The sequence below is a fragment of the Amycolatopsis sp. NPDC104775 genome, from assembly GCF_055583325.1.
Map to the genome: position 1 here is coordinate 383,814 of NZ_JBVJOE010000005.1, position 14,269 is coordinate 398,082.

A 14,269-nucleotide genomic window follows, 5' to 3' on the forward strand; every position below is an offset into this window, starting at 1 on the left:
ACGCTCCGGCGTCACCGTCTCGCGGCCGCGGTCCCCGCGGACAGGGGCAGGAAGCACCCGGCGAAGTGTCTTTGGTCCCTTGATCGGCTTCCCCGGTGACCTTCGGCTCTAGGCCGCGGCCGGGTCCTCCCGGTTCAGTGGCGGAGTGGAGGCTGAACAGGAAACGGCGGGCGCGGCGACCATCGGCCTCGCCGGACTGGACGCGCTCGTGGGCACGCTGATCGAAGACGGGTACCGGGTGATCGGCCCGACCCTCCGGGACGACGCGATCGTCCTGGCGGAACTGGATTCCGCCGCGCAGCTGCCCGCGGGCTGGGGCGTCGCGACCGGACCCGGGCAGTATCGAGTGCACCGCCGTGCCGACAGCGCGGTGTTCGCCCATTCGGCCGGTCCGCAAGCGTGGAAACGCTATCTGCACCCGCCGCACCGCAAGCTTTTCGAAGCCGCTCCGGACGGCCGGTTCACTGTGGACGAGCCCGAGGACGTCCGCTACGCGTTCCTCGGAGTGCGCGGCTGCGACCTGGCCGCGATCGCGATTCTGGACCGGGTGCTCGGCGCGGGAGCGCATCCGGACGGCGCGTACCGGCGGCGCCGGAGCGAACTGTTCCTGATCGCGGTGAACTGCACCGAACCGGGCGGAGTGTGCTTCTGCGCGTCGATGGGCACCGGACCCGCCGCCGGTCCGGGCTACGACCTCGCCCTGACCGAACGCGCGGGGGACGGCGAGCACCGCTTCGTCGTCGAATCCGGCAGCTCGGCGGGCCAGCGGCTGCTGGAACGGATCAGCACGCGCCCGGCCGCACCGTCCGAGGTGAGCGAAGCCCGGGCGGAGGTGAGCGCGGCGGCGGGCCGGATGGGCCGGGCGATGCCCGGCGCCGACCTGCCCGCGGCGATCCGGGAAGGCCGGGAATCCCCGCAGTGGGAAGAAGTCGCCAGCCGGTGTCTCACCTGCGCGAACTGCACCATGGTGTGCCCTACGTGCTTCTGCACCACCACCGAGGACCACACCGACCTCTCCGGCGGGCTCGCCGGGCGCAGCCAGCGGTGGGCGTCCTGCTTCGAACTCGGCTTCTCTTACGTGCACGGAGGAAGCGTCCGGACGTCCGGGGCGAGCCGGTACCGGCAGTGGTTCAGCCACAAGCTGGGCACCTGGCACGAGCAGTTCGGCTCGTCCGGCTGCGTCGGCTGCGGTCGGTGCATCGCTTGGTGCCCCGCCGGGATCGACATCACCGAGGAAGCGGCGAAGCTGACCGGAGCGGCCGGATGACCGCGGAGCCGATGCTTCCGGTGCCGTACCGGGTGTCCGGCCGCGTCGTGGAGACCGCGGACTCGGTCACTCTGCGGCTGGAGCCGGTGCGCGAAGCGGTGGGCGAGGCGCGGCTCGGGCAGTTCATGATGCTTTACGCGCACGGGGTCGGCGAGGTGGCGATCTCGGTCAGCGGGCCGGGGCCGGAGCACACGATCCGCGCGGTCGGCGCGGTCAGCCGGGCTTTGCACGACCTGGCCCCGGGAAGCGTCGTGGGCGTGCGCGGGCCATACGGCACCAGCTGGGACGTCGAGGACGCGGCGGGGTGCGACGTCGTGATCGTCGCGGGCGGCGCGGGGCTGTGCCCGTTGCGCCCGGTGCTCGCCGCGGTGCTGGAGGAACGCGACCGCTACCGGCGGCTCGTCGTGGTGGCGGGCGCTCGTGCCCCGGAGGAGTTCCTGTTCCCGCACGAGCTGGACTCGTGGACGCGGCGGCACGACGTCGAGGTGATCCGCACCGTCGACCGTCCGGCCGAGGGCTGGTCCGGCCCGGTCGGCTTCGTGACCGCACCGCTCGCGCAGCTGACGCTCGACCCGCCGGCGACCCGGGCGTTCCTGTGCGGCCCGGAGCCGATGATGCGCGCGTGCGCGGAAGTGCTGCGGGACAAGGAGATTCCGCCGGCCGCGATCCGGGTTTCGCTGGAGCGGGCCATGAAATGCGGCATCGGGCTCTGCGGGCACTGCCAGCTCGGGCCGTTGCTGGTCTGCCGGGACGGCCCGGTCGTCGACTACACGGTCGCGGGCCCGCTGCTCGCGGTGAAGGAGCTGTGATGGCCGCCCCGACGCTCGCGGTATGGAAATTCGCCTCCTGCGACGGCTGCCAGCTGACGCTGCTCGACTGCGAGGACGAACTGCTGGAGCTGGCCGAGCAGGTGCGGATCGCGCATTTCCTCGAGGCGTCCAGCGCCGTGCTTCCGGGGCCGTACGACGTGTCGCTGGTCGAAGGATCCGTGACCACGCCGGGAGATCTGGAGCGGATTCAGCACGTCCGGGCGATCTCGAAAGTCCTGGTGACGATCGGGGCCTGTGCCACCGCGGGCGGCGTTCAGGCGTTGCGGAACTTCGCCGACGTGGGGGAGTTCGCGTCCATTGTGTACGCACATCCGGAGTACGTCGAAACCCTGGCGACCTCGACCCCGATCTCGGCGCACGTCCCGGTCGACTACGAGCTGCACGGCTGCCCGATCGACCGCGGCCAGCTGCTCGGCACGATCACCGCGCTGCTGGCCGGGAGACAGCCGGATCTGCCGGACACCAGCGTCTGCACCGAATGCAAACGGCGCGGGCTCACCTGCGTGCTCGTCGCGGGCGGAACGCCGTGCCTCGGCCCGGTCACCCGCGCTGGCTGCGGCGCACTGTGCCCAGGCGTCCGGCGCGGCTGCTTCGGCTGTTTCGGCCCGATGGCGAAGCCGAACACGCCGGTGCTCATCCCGCTGCTGCGGTCGCGGGGGATGAGCGAGGACGACGTGGACCGGGTGTTCAGCACCTTCACCGTCGCGGAGACGCGACGCGAGCCGGGGGAGAAATGAGTCATCGCAGCAGGCAGCTTCAGGTCAGTTCGCTCGCCCGCGTCGAAGGGGAAGGCGCCCTGCGGGTGCGGATCGCCGAGGGGCGGGTGGAGCGCGCGGAGCTGAACATTTACGAACCGCCGCGCTTTTTCGAGGCGTTCCTGCGCGGGCGCGCGCACACCGAACCACCGGACATCACCGCGCGGATCTGCGGGATCTGCCCGGTGGCGTACCAGACCAGCGCGTGCAACGCGATCGAAGACGCCTGCGGGGTCGTCCTGGACGAGCCGCTCGCCGAGATGCGCAGGCTGCTCTACTGCGGCGAATGGATTTCCAGCCACGCGCTGCACATCTACCTGCTGCACGCCCCGGATTTCCTCGGCCTGCCGGACGCGATCGCCCTCGCGACCGGCCACCGGGACCTTCTCGAGCGGGGACTGGCGCTGAAGAAGGCCGGGAACACGCTGATGGAGACCCTCGGCGGGCGCGCGATCCATCCGGTCAACGTCCGGGTCGGCGGGTTCTATTCGCTGCCGGCGCGAGCCGAGTTCCGGCCGCTGGCCGAAACGCTGCGGCGGGCTCTCGACGACGCGATCGCCACCGTGCGGTGGACGGCCGGCTTCGAGTTCCCCGATCTCGAACTCGACCACGATCTGCTCGCCGCGGCGGAGCCGGGAAGGTACGCGATCGCCTCCGGAGACCTGCGGACCGCCGCCGGGCTGGCGTTCCCGCCCGGCGAATTCCCCGTGCACGTCGTGGAAAAGCAGGTCCCGCATTCCACCGCCCTGCACGCTGAACTCGACGGACGCCGCTATCTGACCGGTCCGCTCGCCCGCTACACCCTGAACTCGAACCAGCTCTCCGAAACCGCCCGGCAGGTCGCCGCCGAAGCCGGGCTCGGCCCGGCGTGCCGGAACCCCTTCCGCAGCATCCTCGTCCGCGGCGTCGAGGTCGTGTACGCGATCGAGGAAGCGTTGCGGATTCTCGACAACTACGAACGGCCGTCGCGGGCCTACGTCGACGTTCCGCCGCGCGAAGGGATCGGCCACGGAGTCAGCGAAGCGCCGCGAGGGACGCTCTACCACCGCTATGTTCTCGACGCCGCGGGGTTGATCCAGAGCGCGACGATCATCCCGCCGACCTCGCAGAACCAGGCCGCGATCGAGTCCGATCTGCGGCGCGTGCTCGACGAGTGCCTCGACTCCGACGACGCCGCGCTGACCGCGCTGGCCGAACGCACGATCCGGAACTACGACCCGTGCATCTCCTGCTCGGCGCATTTTCTCGACTTCGTCCGGGAGCGACGATGAGCCGGGCGGTCGTGATCGGTGTCGGCAACGAGTACCGGCGCGACGACGGGGTGGCGCTCGCGGTGCTCAGCGCGCTCGAGGAGGATCCGATCCCGGGCGTCGGCCTGATCCTCTGCGACGGCGAACCCGCGGGCTTGCTCACCGCGTGGTCCGAGGCGGACACCGCGGTCGTGGTCGACGCGGTGCTCTGCGAACCCAGCACGCCCGGCCGGATCTGGAATTCCACTGTGGACCATTGGCCGCACACCGTGACCGCGGGCGGCTCGCACGCGCTCGGCATCCCGGACGCGGTGCGGCTCGGCGCGGCGCTCGGCCGGATGCCGCGGAAACTGGTCGTCTACGCGGTGGAGGCGGCGGACCTCGGGCTGGGCACGGGGCTGACGCCCGCGGTCCGCGCCGCCGTTCCCGAGGTGGTGCGGACCGTGCGGCAGCTGCTGAGCGGTCCGCGGGGTTGACCGTCCCCGCGGACCGCGGTTCAGCCTCCGGTGAGGTCCGAGACCTTCCGCCCGAGCGAGCTTTCCGGGGTCAGTGCGCGAGGCGGCACGACGGCGACCGGACAGGACGCGCGGCGCAGGCACGCGCTGCTCACCGACCCGGTGAGAGCCTGGCGGACCATGCCTTTGCCGTGGCTGCCGACAACGAGCAGGGCCGCGTTGCGGGCACGGTCGATCAGCATGCTCGCGGCGTCGCCCTCCGGTGCCGCACACCGCACTGTCGCTGGCGGGTTCTTGACGGTTTCCGCGACGAAACTCTCCAGTTCGGCCAGATGCGCGGCGCTGGCCTCGTCGAAGTTCCGCCCGATCGAAAGGTCGTCCAGCAGCGGGTCGTGCAGCCAGGCGGCGACGACGTGCAGTTCCGCCCCGCTCGCCGCGGCGGCCGCGGCGGCCCAGATCAATGCTCCGACGCTCGCGGCGGAGCCGTCCACCCCGACCACGACGAACCGTGGTGCGTTCATTGCCGTTCCTCCTTCGTCGCCGGGCCGGTTCAGGACACCAGGCTGGGCGCGACCCGGGCGCGCAGCCTGGCCGCCGCCGTCTCCGGTGCCACGGTGACGACCGGGATGCCGGTGGCGAGTTCGAGGCCCGCGGCGATCTCGAGCCGCGGAACCAGCCGCACCGACCACGCGGCGAACGGGGCGTCCTCGTACCCGGTGGGGGCGGTGTGGACGACGAGGTTGTAAGCGGGGTCGGAGAGTTCGGCGCGCAGCGCGGCCAGCACCGCGCGCAAGGCCCGGGCGAGCGCCTCGACGGTCGGGCGCGGGGCGGCCGCGAAATCCGCGGCGGGGGTCCGCGGCACGAACCACACCTCGTAGCTCGCGGTGCCGGCGAACGGGCTGAGGGCTACGATCTCGTCGTCGGCGCAGACGATCCGGCTCCCGGTGCTCAACTCGACGGTGAGCATGTCCTCGGCGAGGCTGCGCCCGGTTTTGGCGTGGTATTCGCGGGTGACCTCGAGGTTGCGGCGGGCCGGTTCGGACAGCACCGGCAGACCGGCGACCTGGGAATGCGGATGGGAAAGGGAAATCCCGGCCGCGGAACCGTGGTTGCGGAACACCGCGATCTGCGCGGCTCCGGAGCGGAGTTCGCGGTGCCGGGACTGCCACGCGGACAGCACGGCGGCCGCTTCGGCGACGGTCGCGGTCGAAAGATCCCAGTCGTGCCGAGGTGATTCGATGACGATTTCGTGCCGGTCGGACAGCGCGTACCGGTTCGGCACGCTGCGGACGAGCCAGCCGTCGCCGTCGGGCAGCCGCCACGTCTCCGGCGGGGTGTCCTCCCCGGGGCCCGGGCAGAACGGGCAGCCCTCGCGGCCGCTCACGTGCGGCCGGTCCCGCCTGCCGGGCGCCAGGATCGTCCAGGCCTGCGATTCGCTGTTCCAGCGGAGCTGGCCGCCGTGCCACCGACGGGTGGTCATGATCGTCCTTTCGTTGCCGCCGCGAGGAAATCGTCCCGGCATCCGGCCGAGCAGAAGCGGTGCCGCGCGCCGTCGCGGGTCGCGGTGAACGACGCGTCGCCGGGCACGAGCGACAGGCCGCACACGGGGTCCCTGGCGCCGTGGCGGGTCATGAGCGAGCCGGGCGGATCGCCGTGCGCCAGGCCGTCGAGCAGGGTCAGCTCGTCGAGCACGAGCCTCGGGATCAGGAAATGCCTGCGGACGCGCTGGTGCCCGGAGGCGCCGAGGGCCGCCGCGCGGGCGTGGTCGGCGAGCAGCGCCGAGAGTTCCCGGGCGCAGTCCTCCGCGGAATCGACGAGGACGCCGCCGCAGCCGTCGGCGACCTGGAGCGGGATGCCGCCCGCGCGGCCCGCGACCACCGGCGTGTTCTTCCACAGCGCCTCGGACACCACGAGGCCGAAACCTTCGCGGATCGACTTCTGCACCATCGCCTTCGAGGTCCGCTGGAAGGCGTTGACCTCGACGTTGCCCACGCCGGTGAGATTGGTGAAGACGTGCACCTCCGGATCGGCCCGGCTCGCGTCGCTGATGGCGCGGTAGACGTCCCAGGCCTCCGGGTCGTCCAGCGCCATCGACCCGACGAGCGCGAGCTGGAGCCCGGGGACCTCGTCGCGCACCAGCCGGTAGGCCTCGAGCACGCCGAGCGGGTCCTTCCACGGGTCGAACCGCGAGACCTGGGTGATCAGCGGCCGGGCCGGGTCGATGCCGATCCAGTTGAGCACGGCGTGCGCGGTGCGGTCGTCCAGCGACAGGTTTTTCGGGCTGAGCGGGTCGATGGCGGGCGGGATGATGTCGGCCCGCTCGGCGGACATCGAGCGGGGGACGAACGCGGCGAGGGTGAACACGGTCGCGTCGTAGCCGTCGACGAACTTCGCCACGTAGTCCCACGCCTCCGGCTGGGGCTGGGAGGTGTCGATGTGGCAGCGCCACACCCATTTCGCCTTCCCTTTGCCCGCGAAGGCCAGCACGGCGGCGGGCTGGGGATCGTGCACGAACACGAAGTCCCAGTCGCGCAATCCGTCCTCGGCGAGGTCGGCCGCGTTGCGCCGGGCGGTCTCCTCGTAGACGGCGCGCTCGGCGGGCGTGAGCGGAGCGGGCGCGCCCTGCAGCGCGTTGTGCAGCTTCTTGGTGGCCGCGAAGAACGCGGGCTCGCCGCTGATGATCTTCCAGCCGGCGTGCACGCCCAGGTCCCGGTACAGCGGGATCACCGACCGGAGCAGCTCCGAAACCCCGCCGCCGTACGGGGTCGCGCTGAGATGGAGCACCCTGGCCCCGCGCAGCCGTCCGGCGACCGTGCCGAGCGCGTCGAGGATCCAGTCCGGGGCGACCGTGCGGTAGGCCGATACCGCCAGCTCGCCGACGTCCACGGTCTGCATGTCAGGCGCCTCTCGTCGGATCCCGCTCAGCCAACGCGATCGGGGCCGGGCGGGGAAGGGGCCAAAGACCCCAGGGCACGGGCCGGAGGGCGGGCCGGGCGGAACCGGGGACTGTCGACGGCTCGGCGAGGGACTTGCGGCTCTCTCGCGTCCGGCTCTCCCGGCCGCAAGCTGGACGGGGGCCGGCCGGAAAGGGTGGGATCGCGATGAACGCGCTGCGCACGGACCTTTACGAGATCAGGATGGCGGTCAGCTGCCTGCGGCGGGGGATGACCGGCCGCGCGACTTTCAGCCTCTTCGTGCGGAATCTGCCGCCCGGGCGCGGTTTCCTGGTCGCGGCCGGGCTCGACGAGGCGCTCGACGCGCTGCGCGGCTTCCGGTTCGAGCCCGAGGAACTCGGGTACTTGCGCGAGAGTGCAGGCTTGCCCGCCGCCGACGTCGAAGCGCTGTCCCTGCTGAGGTTCACTGGGGACGTGCGCGCGGTGCCGGAGGGGCGCGTGGTGTTCGCGGGCGAGCCGCTGCTGGAGGTCACCGCGCCGCTGCCGGAGGCGCAGCTCGTGGAGACCGTGCTGCTGAACACGACGACGTTCGCCACCGCCATCGCGACGAAGGCGGCTCGGTGCCGGCTGGCCGCACCGGACGCGGAACTGATCGATTTCTCCGCCCGGCGCACGCACGGGGCCGCGGCGGCGCTCGCGGCGGCGAGACTGACCGCTCTCGCGGGATTCAGCACCACCAGCAATGTCGAAGGCGCTTTCCGGCACGGCTTGCGCGCGGCCGGGACGATGGCGCATTCCTACGTGCAGGCGTTCCCCCGCGAAGTCGACGCGTTTCGCGCGTTCGCGGAGGATTTCCCGGCCTCGCCGGTCTTTCTCGTCGACACCGTCGACCCGGTGCGCGGGATCGCGCACGCGATCGAGGTCGCGGGCGAATTGGGCCTGCCGCCCGAGAGCGTCGGCGTCCGGCTGGACTCGGGCGATCTTCTGGAGCTGTCGCGGACTGCCCGCCGGATGCTCGACGACGCGGGGCTTTCGCGGGCGCGGATCATGGCGAGCGGCGGGCTGGACGAGTACGAGATGGCGCGGCTGACCGCTGCCCGAGCGCCGATCGACGCGTACGGCATCGGAACCGCGGTGGGCGTCTCGGCCGATGCGCCGGCGCTGGACACCGCGTACAAGCTGGTCGAGTACGACGGCCGTCCGGTGGTGAAACTTTCGGCGGGGAAACGCACTCTGCCCGGCGCGAAGCAGGTGTACCGGTCTCCGGACGGCGGGCCGGACGTGCTCGCGCTGGCCGCGGAGCCGGTTCGCGGCGGCGAAGCGCTGCTGGTTCCGGTCATGCTGCGCGGCCTTCGGGCCGACCGCTGGGATCTCGCCGCCGCCCGGGACCGGCTCGCGCGCGATCTCGCCTGGCTCCCGCCGTCGGCGCGCCGGCTTCGCGGCCCGCGCCCGGTCGGGGTCCGGCGTTCGGCCGCGCTGTCCCGTCTGGCGGACGAGGTCGCTGCCCGCACAGCCGCCAGCCGCCAGCCCGCACTGCTGCGATGAGGAAGGAGAACGCGATGCACGCGATCGTCGTGTACGAATCGATGTTCGGCAACACCGAGGAAGTCGCCAGGGCGGTCGCCGCCGGGCTGGACACCGAGGCCCTGTACCCGGTGGACGGGGCCCCGCGGAATCTCGACGGCTACGACCTGCTGGTGATCGGGGCTCCGACGCACGCGCACGGGCTCAGCCGCCGGGCGACGCGCAAGGCGGCGGCCGGGCAGCGGCCGGAAGGGGTCCGCACCCGCGAACCCGGGATTCGCGAATGGCTCGGCGAGTTCGGCGTCCTGCCTCCGGCGATGGACACCGCGGTGTTCGACACCCGGCTCGGCAAACCTCGCTGGCTGACCGGTTCGGCTGCCCGCACCGCCGGGAAACTGCTGCGCGACCTCGGGCATCCGCCGCTGGCTCCGGAGGAGAGCTTTTTCGTCGAAGTGCACGGCGACGAGACAGCGCTGGCCGCCGGAGAGGCCGAGCGGGCCCGCGCGTGGGGCGCCGGGCTGCGGTCGCGCGACCGGCAGAGCCGGAAGTGAACGCGAAACCCGGGGACAGCCTGGCGATCCCGGACGGGGCGCTGATCATCGACGACCTGGCCGAGCTGACGGCGCGGGAACCGGCCCGCACCCTCTTCTCCCGCGAGAGCGGCTCCGGCTGGAAAGACGTGCCGGCGGGCGAGTTCTCCGAGGACGTTCGGGCGCTGGCTCGCGGGCTCGTCGCGGCGGGGGTGCGGCCGGGCGCTCGCGTCGCGCTGATGTCCGCGACGAGCTACGAGTGGACCCTGTGCGATTACGCGATCTGGACGGCGGGCGCGGTCTCCGTGCCGATCTACGACACCGCGTCGGCCGTCCAGGCCGCCTGGATTCTGCGGGATTCCGGCGCGATGGCCGTCTTCGTCGGCGACGAGAAATGCGCGCAAGCGGTGACCGGTGCCGGAGTGCGGCACGTCTGGCGGATGGACCGCCAGGGTTTGGCGGCTCTTCGCGCCGGCGGCGCGTGCGTCGATCCCGCCGTGCTGTCCGTCCGGCGGGAGACCAGGACGGCGGCCGACCCGGCGACGATCGTGTACACCTCGGGTACCACCGGCAGGCCCAAAGGCTGTGTGCTCACCCATCGGAATCTGCTCGCCGAGACGCGCGGCACGCTCGCCGCGCCCGGGATCAGCGAAGCGGTGCTGACCCCGGACAGTTCGGTGCTGCTGTTCCTGCCGCTGGCGCATGTGCTGACCAGGGTCGTCCAGCTCGCCGCCGTGCGCGCGGGCGCCCGCATCGGGCACCTCGGCGACTTGACGCGTCTGCCCGCGGCGCTGCGCTCGTTCCGCCCGACTGCCGTCGCCGCCGTGCCCCGGATCTTCGAAAAGCTCCACGACACCGCCGAACGGGAAGCCGGTCACGGAATCGCCGGCCGCGTTTTCCGGGCGGCTGAGCGGACCGCGGTGGCCTGGAGCGAGGCGGAACGGCCGGGGCCGCTGCTGTCGGCGCGCCGGCTCCTGTTCGACCTGCTCGTCTACCGGCGGCTGCGGGCAGCCCTCGGCGGGCGGGTGGAGTACGCGGTGAGCGGCGGCGCACCGCTCGCGCCGCGGCTGGCGCATTTTCTTCGCGGTGCGAGGATCCGGATCCTCGAGGGGTACGGGCTCACCGAAACCACCGCCGGGGTGAGCCTCAACCTTCCCGGCGCGCAACGGATCGGGACGGTCGGACGGCCGCTCCCGACGGCCGAGGTGCGGATCGGAGCCGACGGCGAGATCCTGGTGCGCGGGCCGGTGGTGTTCGCCGGGTACTGGCAGGACGCGGCGGCGACCTCCGAGGCCTTCGACGCCGACGGGTGGTTCCGCACCGGAGACCTCGGTTCGGTCCGCGACGGCTTTCTCACCGTGTCCGGCCGCAAGAAGGACCTGCTCGTCACCGCGAACGGCAAGAATGTCGCGGTAGCCTGGTTCGAGGACACGCTGCGCGCGCACTGGCTGATCGACCAGTGCGTGGTGACCGGGGACCGGAAGCCGTTCGTCGGCGCGCTGCTGGCCCTCGACACCGCGGCGTTCGCCGCGTGGAAGTCCGACCGGGCGAAACCGGCCGGAGCGACTGTCGCCGAACTGCGGGACGACGCGGATCTGCGCGCTGTGCTCCAGGAAGCGGTCGACGAGGTGAACTCGGCGGTGTCGCACGCGGAGGCGATCAAGCGTTTCCGCGTGCTCCCCGCCGAGTTCTCGGTCGGCGACGAACTGACTCCGACGCTGAAAGTCCGCCGCTCGCGGGTGCTGGAGAAGTACGCGGACGACGTGGCCGCGCTCTACGCCGCCCGGCGGTGACCGAAGTCAGCCGTCCTCGCGCCGGTAGGCGTCGAGGGCGCGCTGGCGGGCGTCCTGGGCGATCGTGCGCAGCAGGCCGGCGTGGACCACCTGCGCGAACGGCGACGCCACCCGCCAGTACCGGCGGAACTTGAGCCAGCTCGGCGGGTCGGTCAGCAGCACGCGGGTGTCGAGCGTCAGCAGGCTCCGGTGCGCGCCGTAGGGCCGCACGCTGACGGTGAGGACGAGTTTTCCCCAGCCTGGCTCGGAAAATTCGGCGAACTCGTCCGGCTCGACCCGTCGCCAGGCGATCACCGGCCGCCAGAACTTCCCGGCCACGCCGAGCGCGAACTCGCTGCCGGGATGCTCGCCGAGCAGCGTCCATTCAGTGCTCGCGGAGAGGTCGTCGACCGTCAGCCGGGTCGGGCGGCGGGGCGGGCCGTGCCGTCGCCCACGCCACCAGGCGGGAAGCTGGCGAAGCCGGGCCGCGAGCGTGGCGAGTCCACTGTGGACTTCGGTGAGGTCGAGCGCGCGAGCCGCGGCGTAGGCGTGTTCGACCGGCGCGTCGACGATCGTGTGCCGGACGAGCGAGAAATGCGGCTTCGGAAGGTACCGGTCGCCGAGCAGCTCGCGGGTTTCCTGGGCACTCATGGGACCTCCCTGGCAACGGTGGGAAGTTCAGCGTCGGCCCGCGAGCCGGTGCGCCGCCAGAGCGGCAAGGGGCGTCCCGGAACCGATTTCGTCACCGGGCCGGGGGACTTCCTGCTCTGGCCGGGGACCGGGAGCCCGGCGAATCTTGGCTGATGAGCATCGAAGCGGCGACCGCACCGGTCCGGGTCGAGGCAGATCTGGACGAATCGCTCTCGCGTTGGCTGTGGCTGGTCAAATGGCTGCTGCTGATCCCGCATTTGCTCGTGCTGGCGCTGCTGTGGCTCGTGTTCCCGCTGGTGTGGCTCGGCGCGTTTTTCGCGATCCTGATGACTGGCCGCTATCCGCGCCCGCTGTTCGCGTTCACCGTCGGAGTGCTGCGCTGGAGCTGGCGGGTGCACTACTACGGGTACGCCGCGCTGGGCACCGACCGCTATCCGCCGTTCACCCTCGCCGACGTCCCGGACTATCCGGCTCGGCTCGAAATCGCTTATCCGGAAAAGCTTTCCCGCGGGCTCGTGCTCGTCAAGTGGTGGCTGCTGGCGCTGCCGCACCTGATCGTCGTCGCGGTGTTCGCGGGCGGCGGCTGGTCGCCGTCGCAGTCGTCGGGCGGCTGGGGCGGCGGGCTGATCGCCGTGCTGGTGCTCATCGCCGCGGTCGTGCTGCTGTGCACCGGTGCGTACCCGCGTCCGGTGTTCGATTTCGTGCTCGGCCTGGACCGCTGGGCGCTGCGGGTCGCGGCCTACGTCTCGCTGCTCACCGACGAGTACCCGCCGTTCCGCCTCGACCAGGGCGGGCGGGAGTCGTGACCGGCCTGCCCGCGCCGCGGATCGCGGCGCAGGACGCGCTGTGGCTGCGGCTGGACCGGCCGGAGAACCGGATGACCGTCATCTCGGTGCTGTGGACGGTCACGCCGGTCGACCCGGACCGGCTCCGGTCGGTCGTCGCCGACCGGCTGCTCGCCCGCTATCCGGTCTACCTGCGGCGTCCGGCGGGCGGGCGCTGGGAAACCGACCCGGACTTCGACCTGGACCGGCACCTGCGGGTCTCCGCGCTGCCGAGCCCGGGAACGCGGGCGCGGCTGCAGGAGTTCGTGGCGGCCCGGCGGAGCGGCGCGCTCGATCCGCGTCATCCCTTGTGGACGATCGACCTGCTGCACGGATACGGCCCGGGCAGCGCGGTGGTGGTCTGCACGCACCATGCGATGGCCGACGGGATCCGCTTGACCCAGGTGCTGTTCAGTCTGCTCGACCCGGAGTCCGGAGACGGCTTGCCGCCCGCCCGGGTCGGAGGCGCGGCTCCGCACCGTCCGCCGGGCACGCGCCCGGTCGCGCGTGCCGGAGCGTCGGTCGTGCGCTCGCTCGACGACTTGGGCGCGGCGGTTCAGCGCGGGGTGGCGAAGGCGGGTCCGGTGGCGGAGAGCCTCTTCGCAGTGCCGGTGTACGCAGCGACGGCGGCAGCCGGAATCGCAGCCGCGACAACGGGTTTCGCCGCCGCGGCGACGAGCGGCGGTCCCCGGGAGGCACTCGACCGGGCCGCGACGGCGGTGACCTCGATCCGGCACAGCGCGACCGGACTGGCCGGGCTGATGCTCGCCCGGGACGCGCGGCCGGAGTGGACCGGGCAGCCGGGCACGGAGAAGACCGCGGCCTGGGGAGACCCGGTTCCGCTGGCCGCGCTGGTGAGCCTCGGCCACGCCACCGGAACGACCGTGAACGACGTGTGCACCGCCCTGGTCGCCGGAGCGTTCGACCGGTACCTGGACCGGCACGGGGAGGCCAGCGTGCGCACCGACCTGCCGTGGCTCGTCCCGGTCAGCCTCACCGCGTTCGACGCGGAACTGCCCGACCGGCTGGGCAACCACTTCTCGCTCGTGTTCGCGCGGCTGCCGCGAGGACTGCGCACGTTCGCCGAGCGGCTCGCCGAGACCCACCGCCGCGTCGCGCGGATCCGGGATTCCTACGAGCCGGTGGTGAATTACGGGCTGCAGCACCTCGTCGCCCGCGCACCCGGCCCGCTCGCCGGACGGCTGGGCGATCTCGTGTCGGCGAAAGCGGTCGGCGTGCTGACGAACGTGCCCGGCCCCCGCGAACCGCGGACGCTGGCGGGGGCGCGAGTGGAGGGAATCGTGGGCTGGGCGCCCTGCTCGGGCAGGCAGGCGATCACGGTCTGCGTGTTCAGCTACGCCGGTCAGGTGCGGTTCGGGTTCGGCACCGATCGGCGGTTGCTGCCGGAGCCGAATGCTCTTGTTTCGGCGCTGGAGGAAGAAGTCGCCGAGGCTTTGAGCGCGGCGACGCCCGAGACCACGGAGTCGGCCAGCGGTTGAGCGTCCGCCACGAGCCCG

13 protein-coding genes and 1 pseudogene are annotated in these 14,269 nt (G+C 72.3%); 10 read left to right on the forward strand and 4 right to left on the reverse strand.

Annotated features, from left to right (window positions below):
• Positions 1-145: 145 nt before the first annotated feature.
• The 5 genes from ACZ63D_RS24435 to ACZ63D_RS24455 are packed head-to-tail and all read left to right on the forward strand — an operon-like array spanning position 146 to position 4,578.
• The gene (locus ACZ63D_RS24435) at positions 146-1,267 is read left to right on the forward strand and encodes a 4Fe-4S dicluster domain-containing protein (RefSeq protein WP_465356655.1); all 1,122 of its coding nucleotides are present in this window, start codon (positions 146-148) and stop codon (positions 1,265-1,267) included.
• Positions 1,264-2,076: an FAD/NAD(P)-binding protein gene (locus tag ACZ63D_RS24440; RefSeq protein WP_465356656.1), complete on the forward strand. Its 813-nt coding sequence runs from the start codon at positions 1,264-1,266 to the stop codon at positions 2,074-2,076. Before ACZ63D_RS24435 ends, ACZ63D_RS24440 begins: the two co-directional genes overlap by 4 nt.
• Positions 2,076-2,834, forward strand: coding sequence for an NADH-quinone oxidoreductase subunit B family protein (locus ACZ63D_RS24445; RefSeq protein WP_465356657.1), 759 nt, complete (start codon positions 2,076-2,078; stop codon positions 2,832-2,834). Before ACZ63D_RS24440 ends, ACZ63D_RS24445 begins: the two co-directional genes overlap by 1 nt.
• Positions 2,831-4,123, forward strand: coding sequence for a Ni/Fe hydrogenase subunit alpha (locus ACZ63D_RS24450; protein WP_465356658.1), 1,293 nt, complete (start codon positions 2,831-2,833; stop codon positions 4,121-4,123). Before ACZ63D_RS24445 ends, ACZ63D_RS24450 begins: the two co-directional genes overlap by 4 nt.
• Positions 4,120-4,578, forward strand: a complete 459-nt coding sequence (locus ACZ63D_RS24455; RefSeq protein ID WP_465356659.1) for a hydrogenase maturation protease — start codon at positions 4,120-4,122, stop codon at positions 4,576-4,578. Before ACZ63D_RS24450 ends, ACZ63D_RS24455 begins: the two co-directional genes overlap by 4 nt.
• A 20-nt stretch (positions 4,579-4,598) precedes the next feature.
• Here the strand turns inward: ACZ63D_RS24455 and ACZ63D_RS24460 are convergent, their stop codons facing one another.
• From ACZ63D_RS24460 to ACZ63D_RS24470, 3 genes are read right to left on the reverse strand one after another with little or no spacing between them, the layout of a single operon-like run.
• Positions 4,599-5,078, reverse strand: a complete 480-nt coding sequence (locus tag ACZ63D_RS24460; protein WP_465356660.1) for a universal stress protein — start codon at positions 5,076-5,078, stop codon at positions 4,599-4,601.
• A gap of 29 nt (positions 5,079-5,107) precedes the next feature.
• Positions 5,108-6,037 carry a galactose-1-phosphate uridylyltransferase gene (locus ACZ63D_RS24465; RefSeq protein ID WP_465356661.1) on the reverse strand — a complete coding sequence of 310 codons (930 nt, stop codon included), beginning with the start codon at positions 6,035-6,037 and terminating at the stop codon, positions 5,108-5,110.
• Positions 6,034-7,452 (reverse strand): glycosyltransferase, encoded by a 1,419-nt coding sequence (locus ACZ63D_RS24470; protein WP_465356662.1) that lies wholly within the window; start codon positions 7,450-7,452, stop codon positions 6,034-6,036. Before ACZ63D_RS24470 ends, ACZ63D_RS24465 begins: the two co-directional genes overlap by 4 nt.
• A 206-nt stretch (positions 7,453-7,658) precedes the next feature.
• Here ACZ63D_RS24470 and ACZ63D_RS24475 point away from each other — a divergent pair, with 206 nt between their 5' ends.
• The 3 genes from ACZ63D_RS24475 to ACZ63D_RS24485 are packed head-to-tail and all read left to right on the forward strand — an operon-like array spanning position 7,659 to position 11,298.
• Entirely contained in the window at positions 7,659-8,996 is a 1,338-nt protein-coding gene (locus ACZ63D_RS24475; protein ID WP_465356663.1) for a nicotinate phosphoribosyltransferase, read from the forward strand.
• 14 nt (positions 8,997-9,010) lie between these two features.
• On the forward strand, positions 9,011-9,526 hold the full coding sequence (locus ACZ63D_RS24480) for a flavodoxin family protein (protein ID WP_465356664.1): 516 nt from the start codon (positions 9,011-9,013) through the stop codon (positions 9,524-9,526).
• Positions 9,523-11,298: an AMP-dependent synthetase/ligase gene (locus ACZ63D_RS24485; protein WP_465356665.1), complete on the forward strand. Its 1,776-nt coding sequence runs from the start codon at positions 9,523-9,525 to the stop codon at positions 11,296-11,298. Before ACZ63D_RS24480 ends, ACZ63D_RS24485 begins: the two co-directional genes overlap by 4 nt.
• A gap of 6 nt (positions 11,299-11,304) precedes the next feature.
• On the opposite strand, the gene ACZ63D_RS24490 is transcribed toward ACZ63D_RS24485, so the two are convergent.
• Positions 11,305-11,928 carry a hypothetical protein gene (locus tag ACZ63D_RS24490; RefSeq protein WP_465356666.1) on the reverse strand — a complete coding sequence of 208 codons (624 nt, stop codon included), beginning with the start codon at positions 11,926-11,928 and terminating at the stop codon, positions 11,305-11,307.
• Between the two features lie 152 nt (positions 11,929-12,080).
• Between ACZ63D_RS24490 and ACZ63D_RS24495 the strand changes: the two are divergent.
• Both ACZ63D_RS24495 and ACZ63D_RS24500 read left to right on the forward strand, forming a co-directional pair.
• A pseudogene (locus tag ACZ63D_RS24495) lies at positions 12,081-12,728 on the forward strand (DUF4389 domain-containing protein); the annotation flags it as partial.
• Positions 12,729-12,730: 2 nt separating this feature from the next.
• The gene (locus ACZ63D_RS24500) at positions 12,731-14,251 is read left to right on the forward strand and encodes a WS/DGAT domain-containing protein (RefSeq protein ID WP_465356667.1); all 1,521 of its coding nucleotides are present in this window, start codon (positions 12,731-12,733) and stop codon (positions 14,249-14,251) included.
• Positions 14,252-14,269 lie beyond the last annotated feature (18 nt).

Excerpts from the sequence above, each read along its gene's own strand:
- ACZ63D_RS24475 (WP_465356663.1), top strand. The coding sequence starts at position 7,659 with ATGAACGCGCTGCGCACGGACCTTTACGAGATCAGGATGGCGGTCAGC.
- ACZ63D_RS24490 (WP_465356666.1), bottom strand. The coding sequence starts at position 11,928 with ATGAGTGCCCAGGAAACCCGCGAGCTGCTCGGCGACCGGTACCTTCCG.
- ACZ63D_RS24440 (WP_465356656.1), top strand. The coding sequence starts at position 1,264 with ATGACCGCGGAGCCGATGCTTCCGGTGCCGTACCGGGTGTCCGGCCGC.
- ACZ63D_RS24465 (WP_465356661.1), bottom strand. The coding sequence starts at position 6,037 with ATGACCACCCGTCGGTGGCACGGCGGCCAGCTCCGCTGGAACAGCGAA.
- ACZ63D_RS24480 (WP_465356664.1), top strand. The coding sequence starts at position 9,011 with ATGCACGCGATCGTCGTGTACGAATCGATGTTCGGCAACACCGAGGAA.
- ACZ63D_RS24450 (WP_465356658.1), top strand. The coding sequence starts at position 2,831 with ATGAGTCATCGCAGCAGGCAGCTTCAGGTCAGTTCGCTCGCCCGCGTC.
- ACZ63D_RS24460 (WP_465356660.1), bottom strand. The coding sequence starts at position 5,078 with ATGAACGCACCACGGTTCGTCGTGGTCGGGGTGGACGGCTCCGCCGCG.
- ACZ63D_RS24470 (WP_465356662.1), bottom strand. The coding sequence starts at position 7,452 with ATGCAGACCGTGGACGTCGGCGAGCTGGCGGTATCGGCCTACCGCACG.
- ACZ63D_RS24455 (WP_465356659.1), top strand. The coding sequence starts at position 4,120 with ATGAGCCGGGCGGTCGTGATCGGTGTCGGCAACGAGTACCGGCGCGAC.
- ACZ63D_RS24445 (WP_465356657.1), top strand. The coding sequence starts at position 2,076 with ATGGCCGCCCCGACGCTCGCGGTATGGAAATTCGCCTCCTGCGACGGC.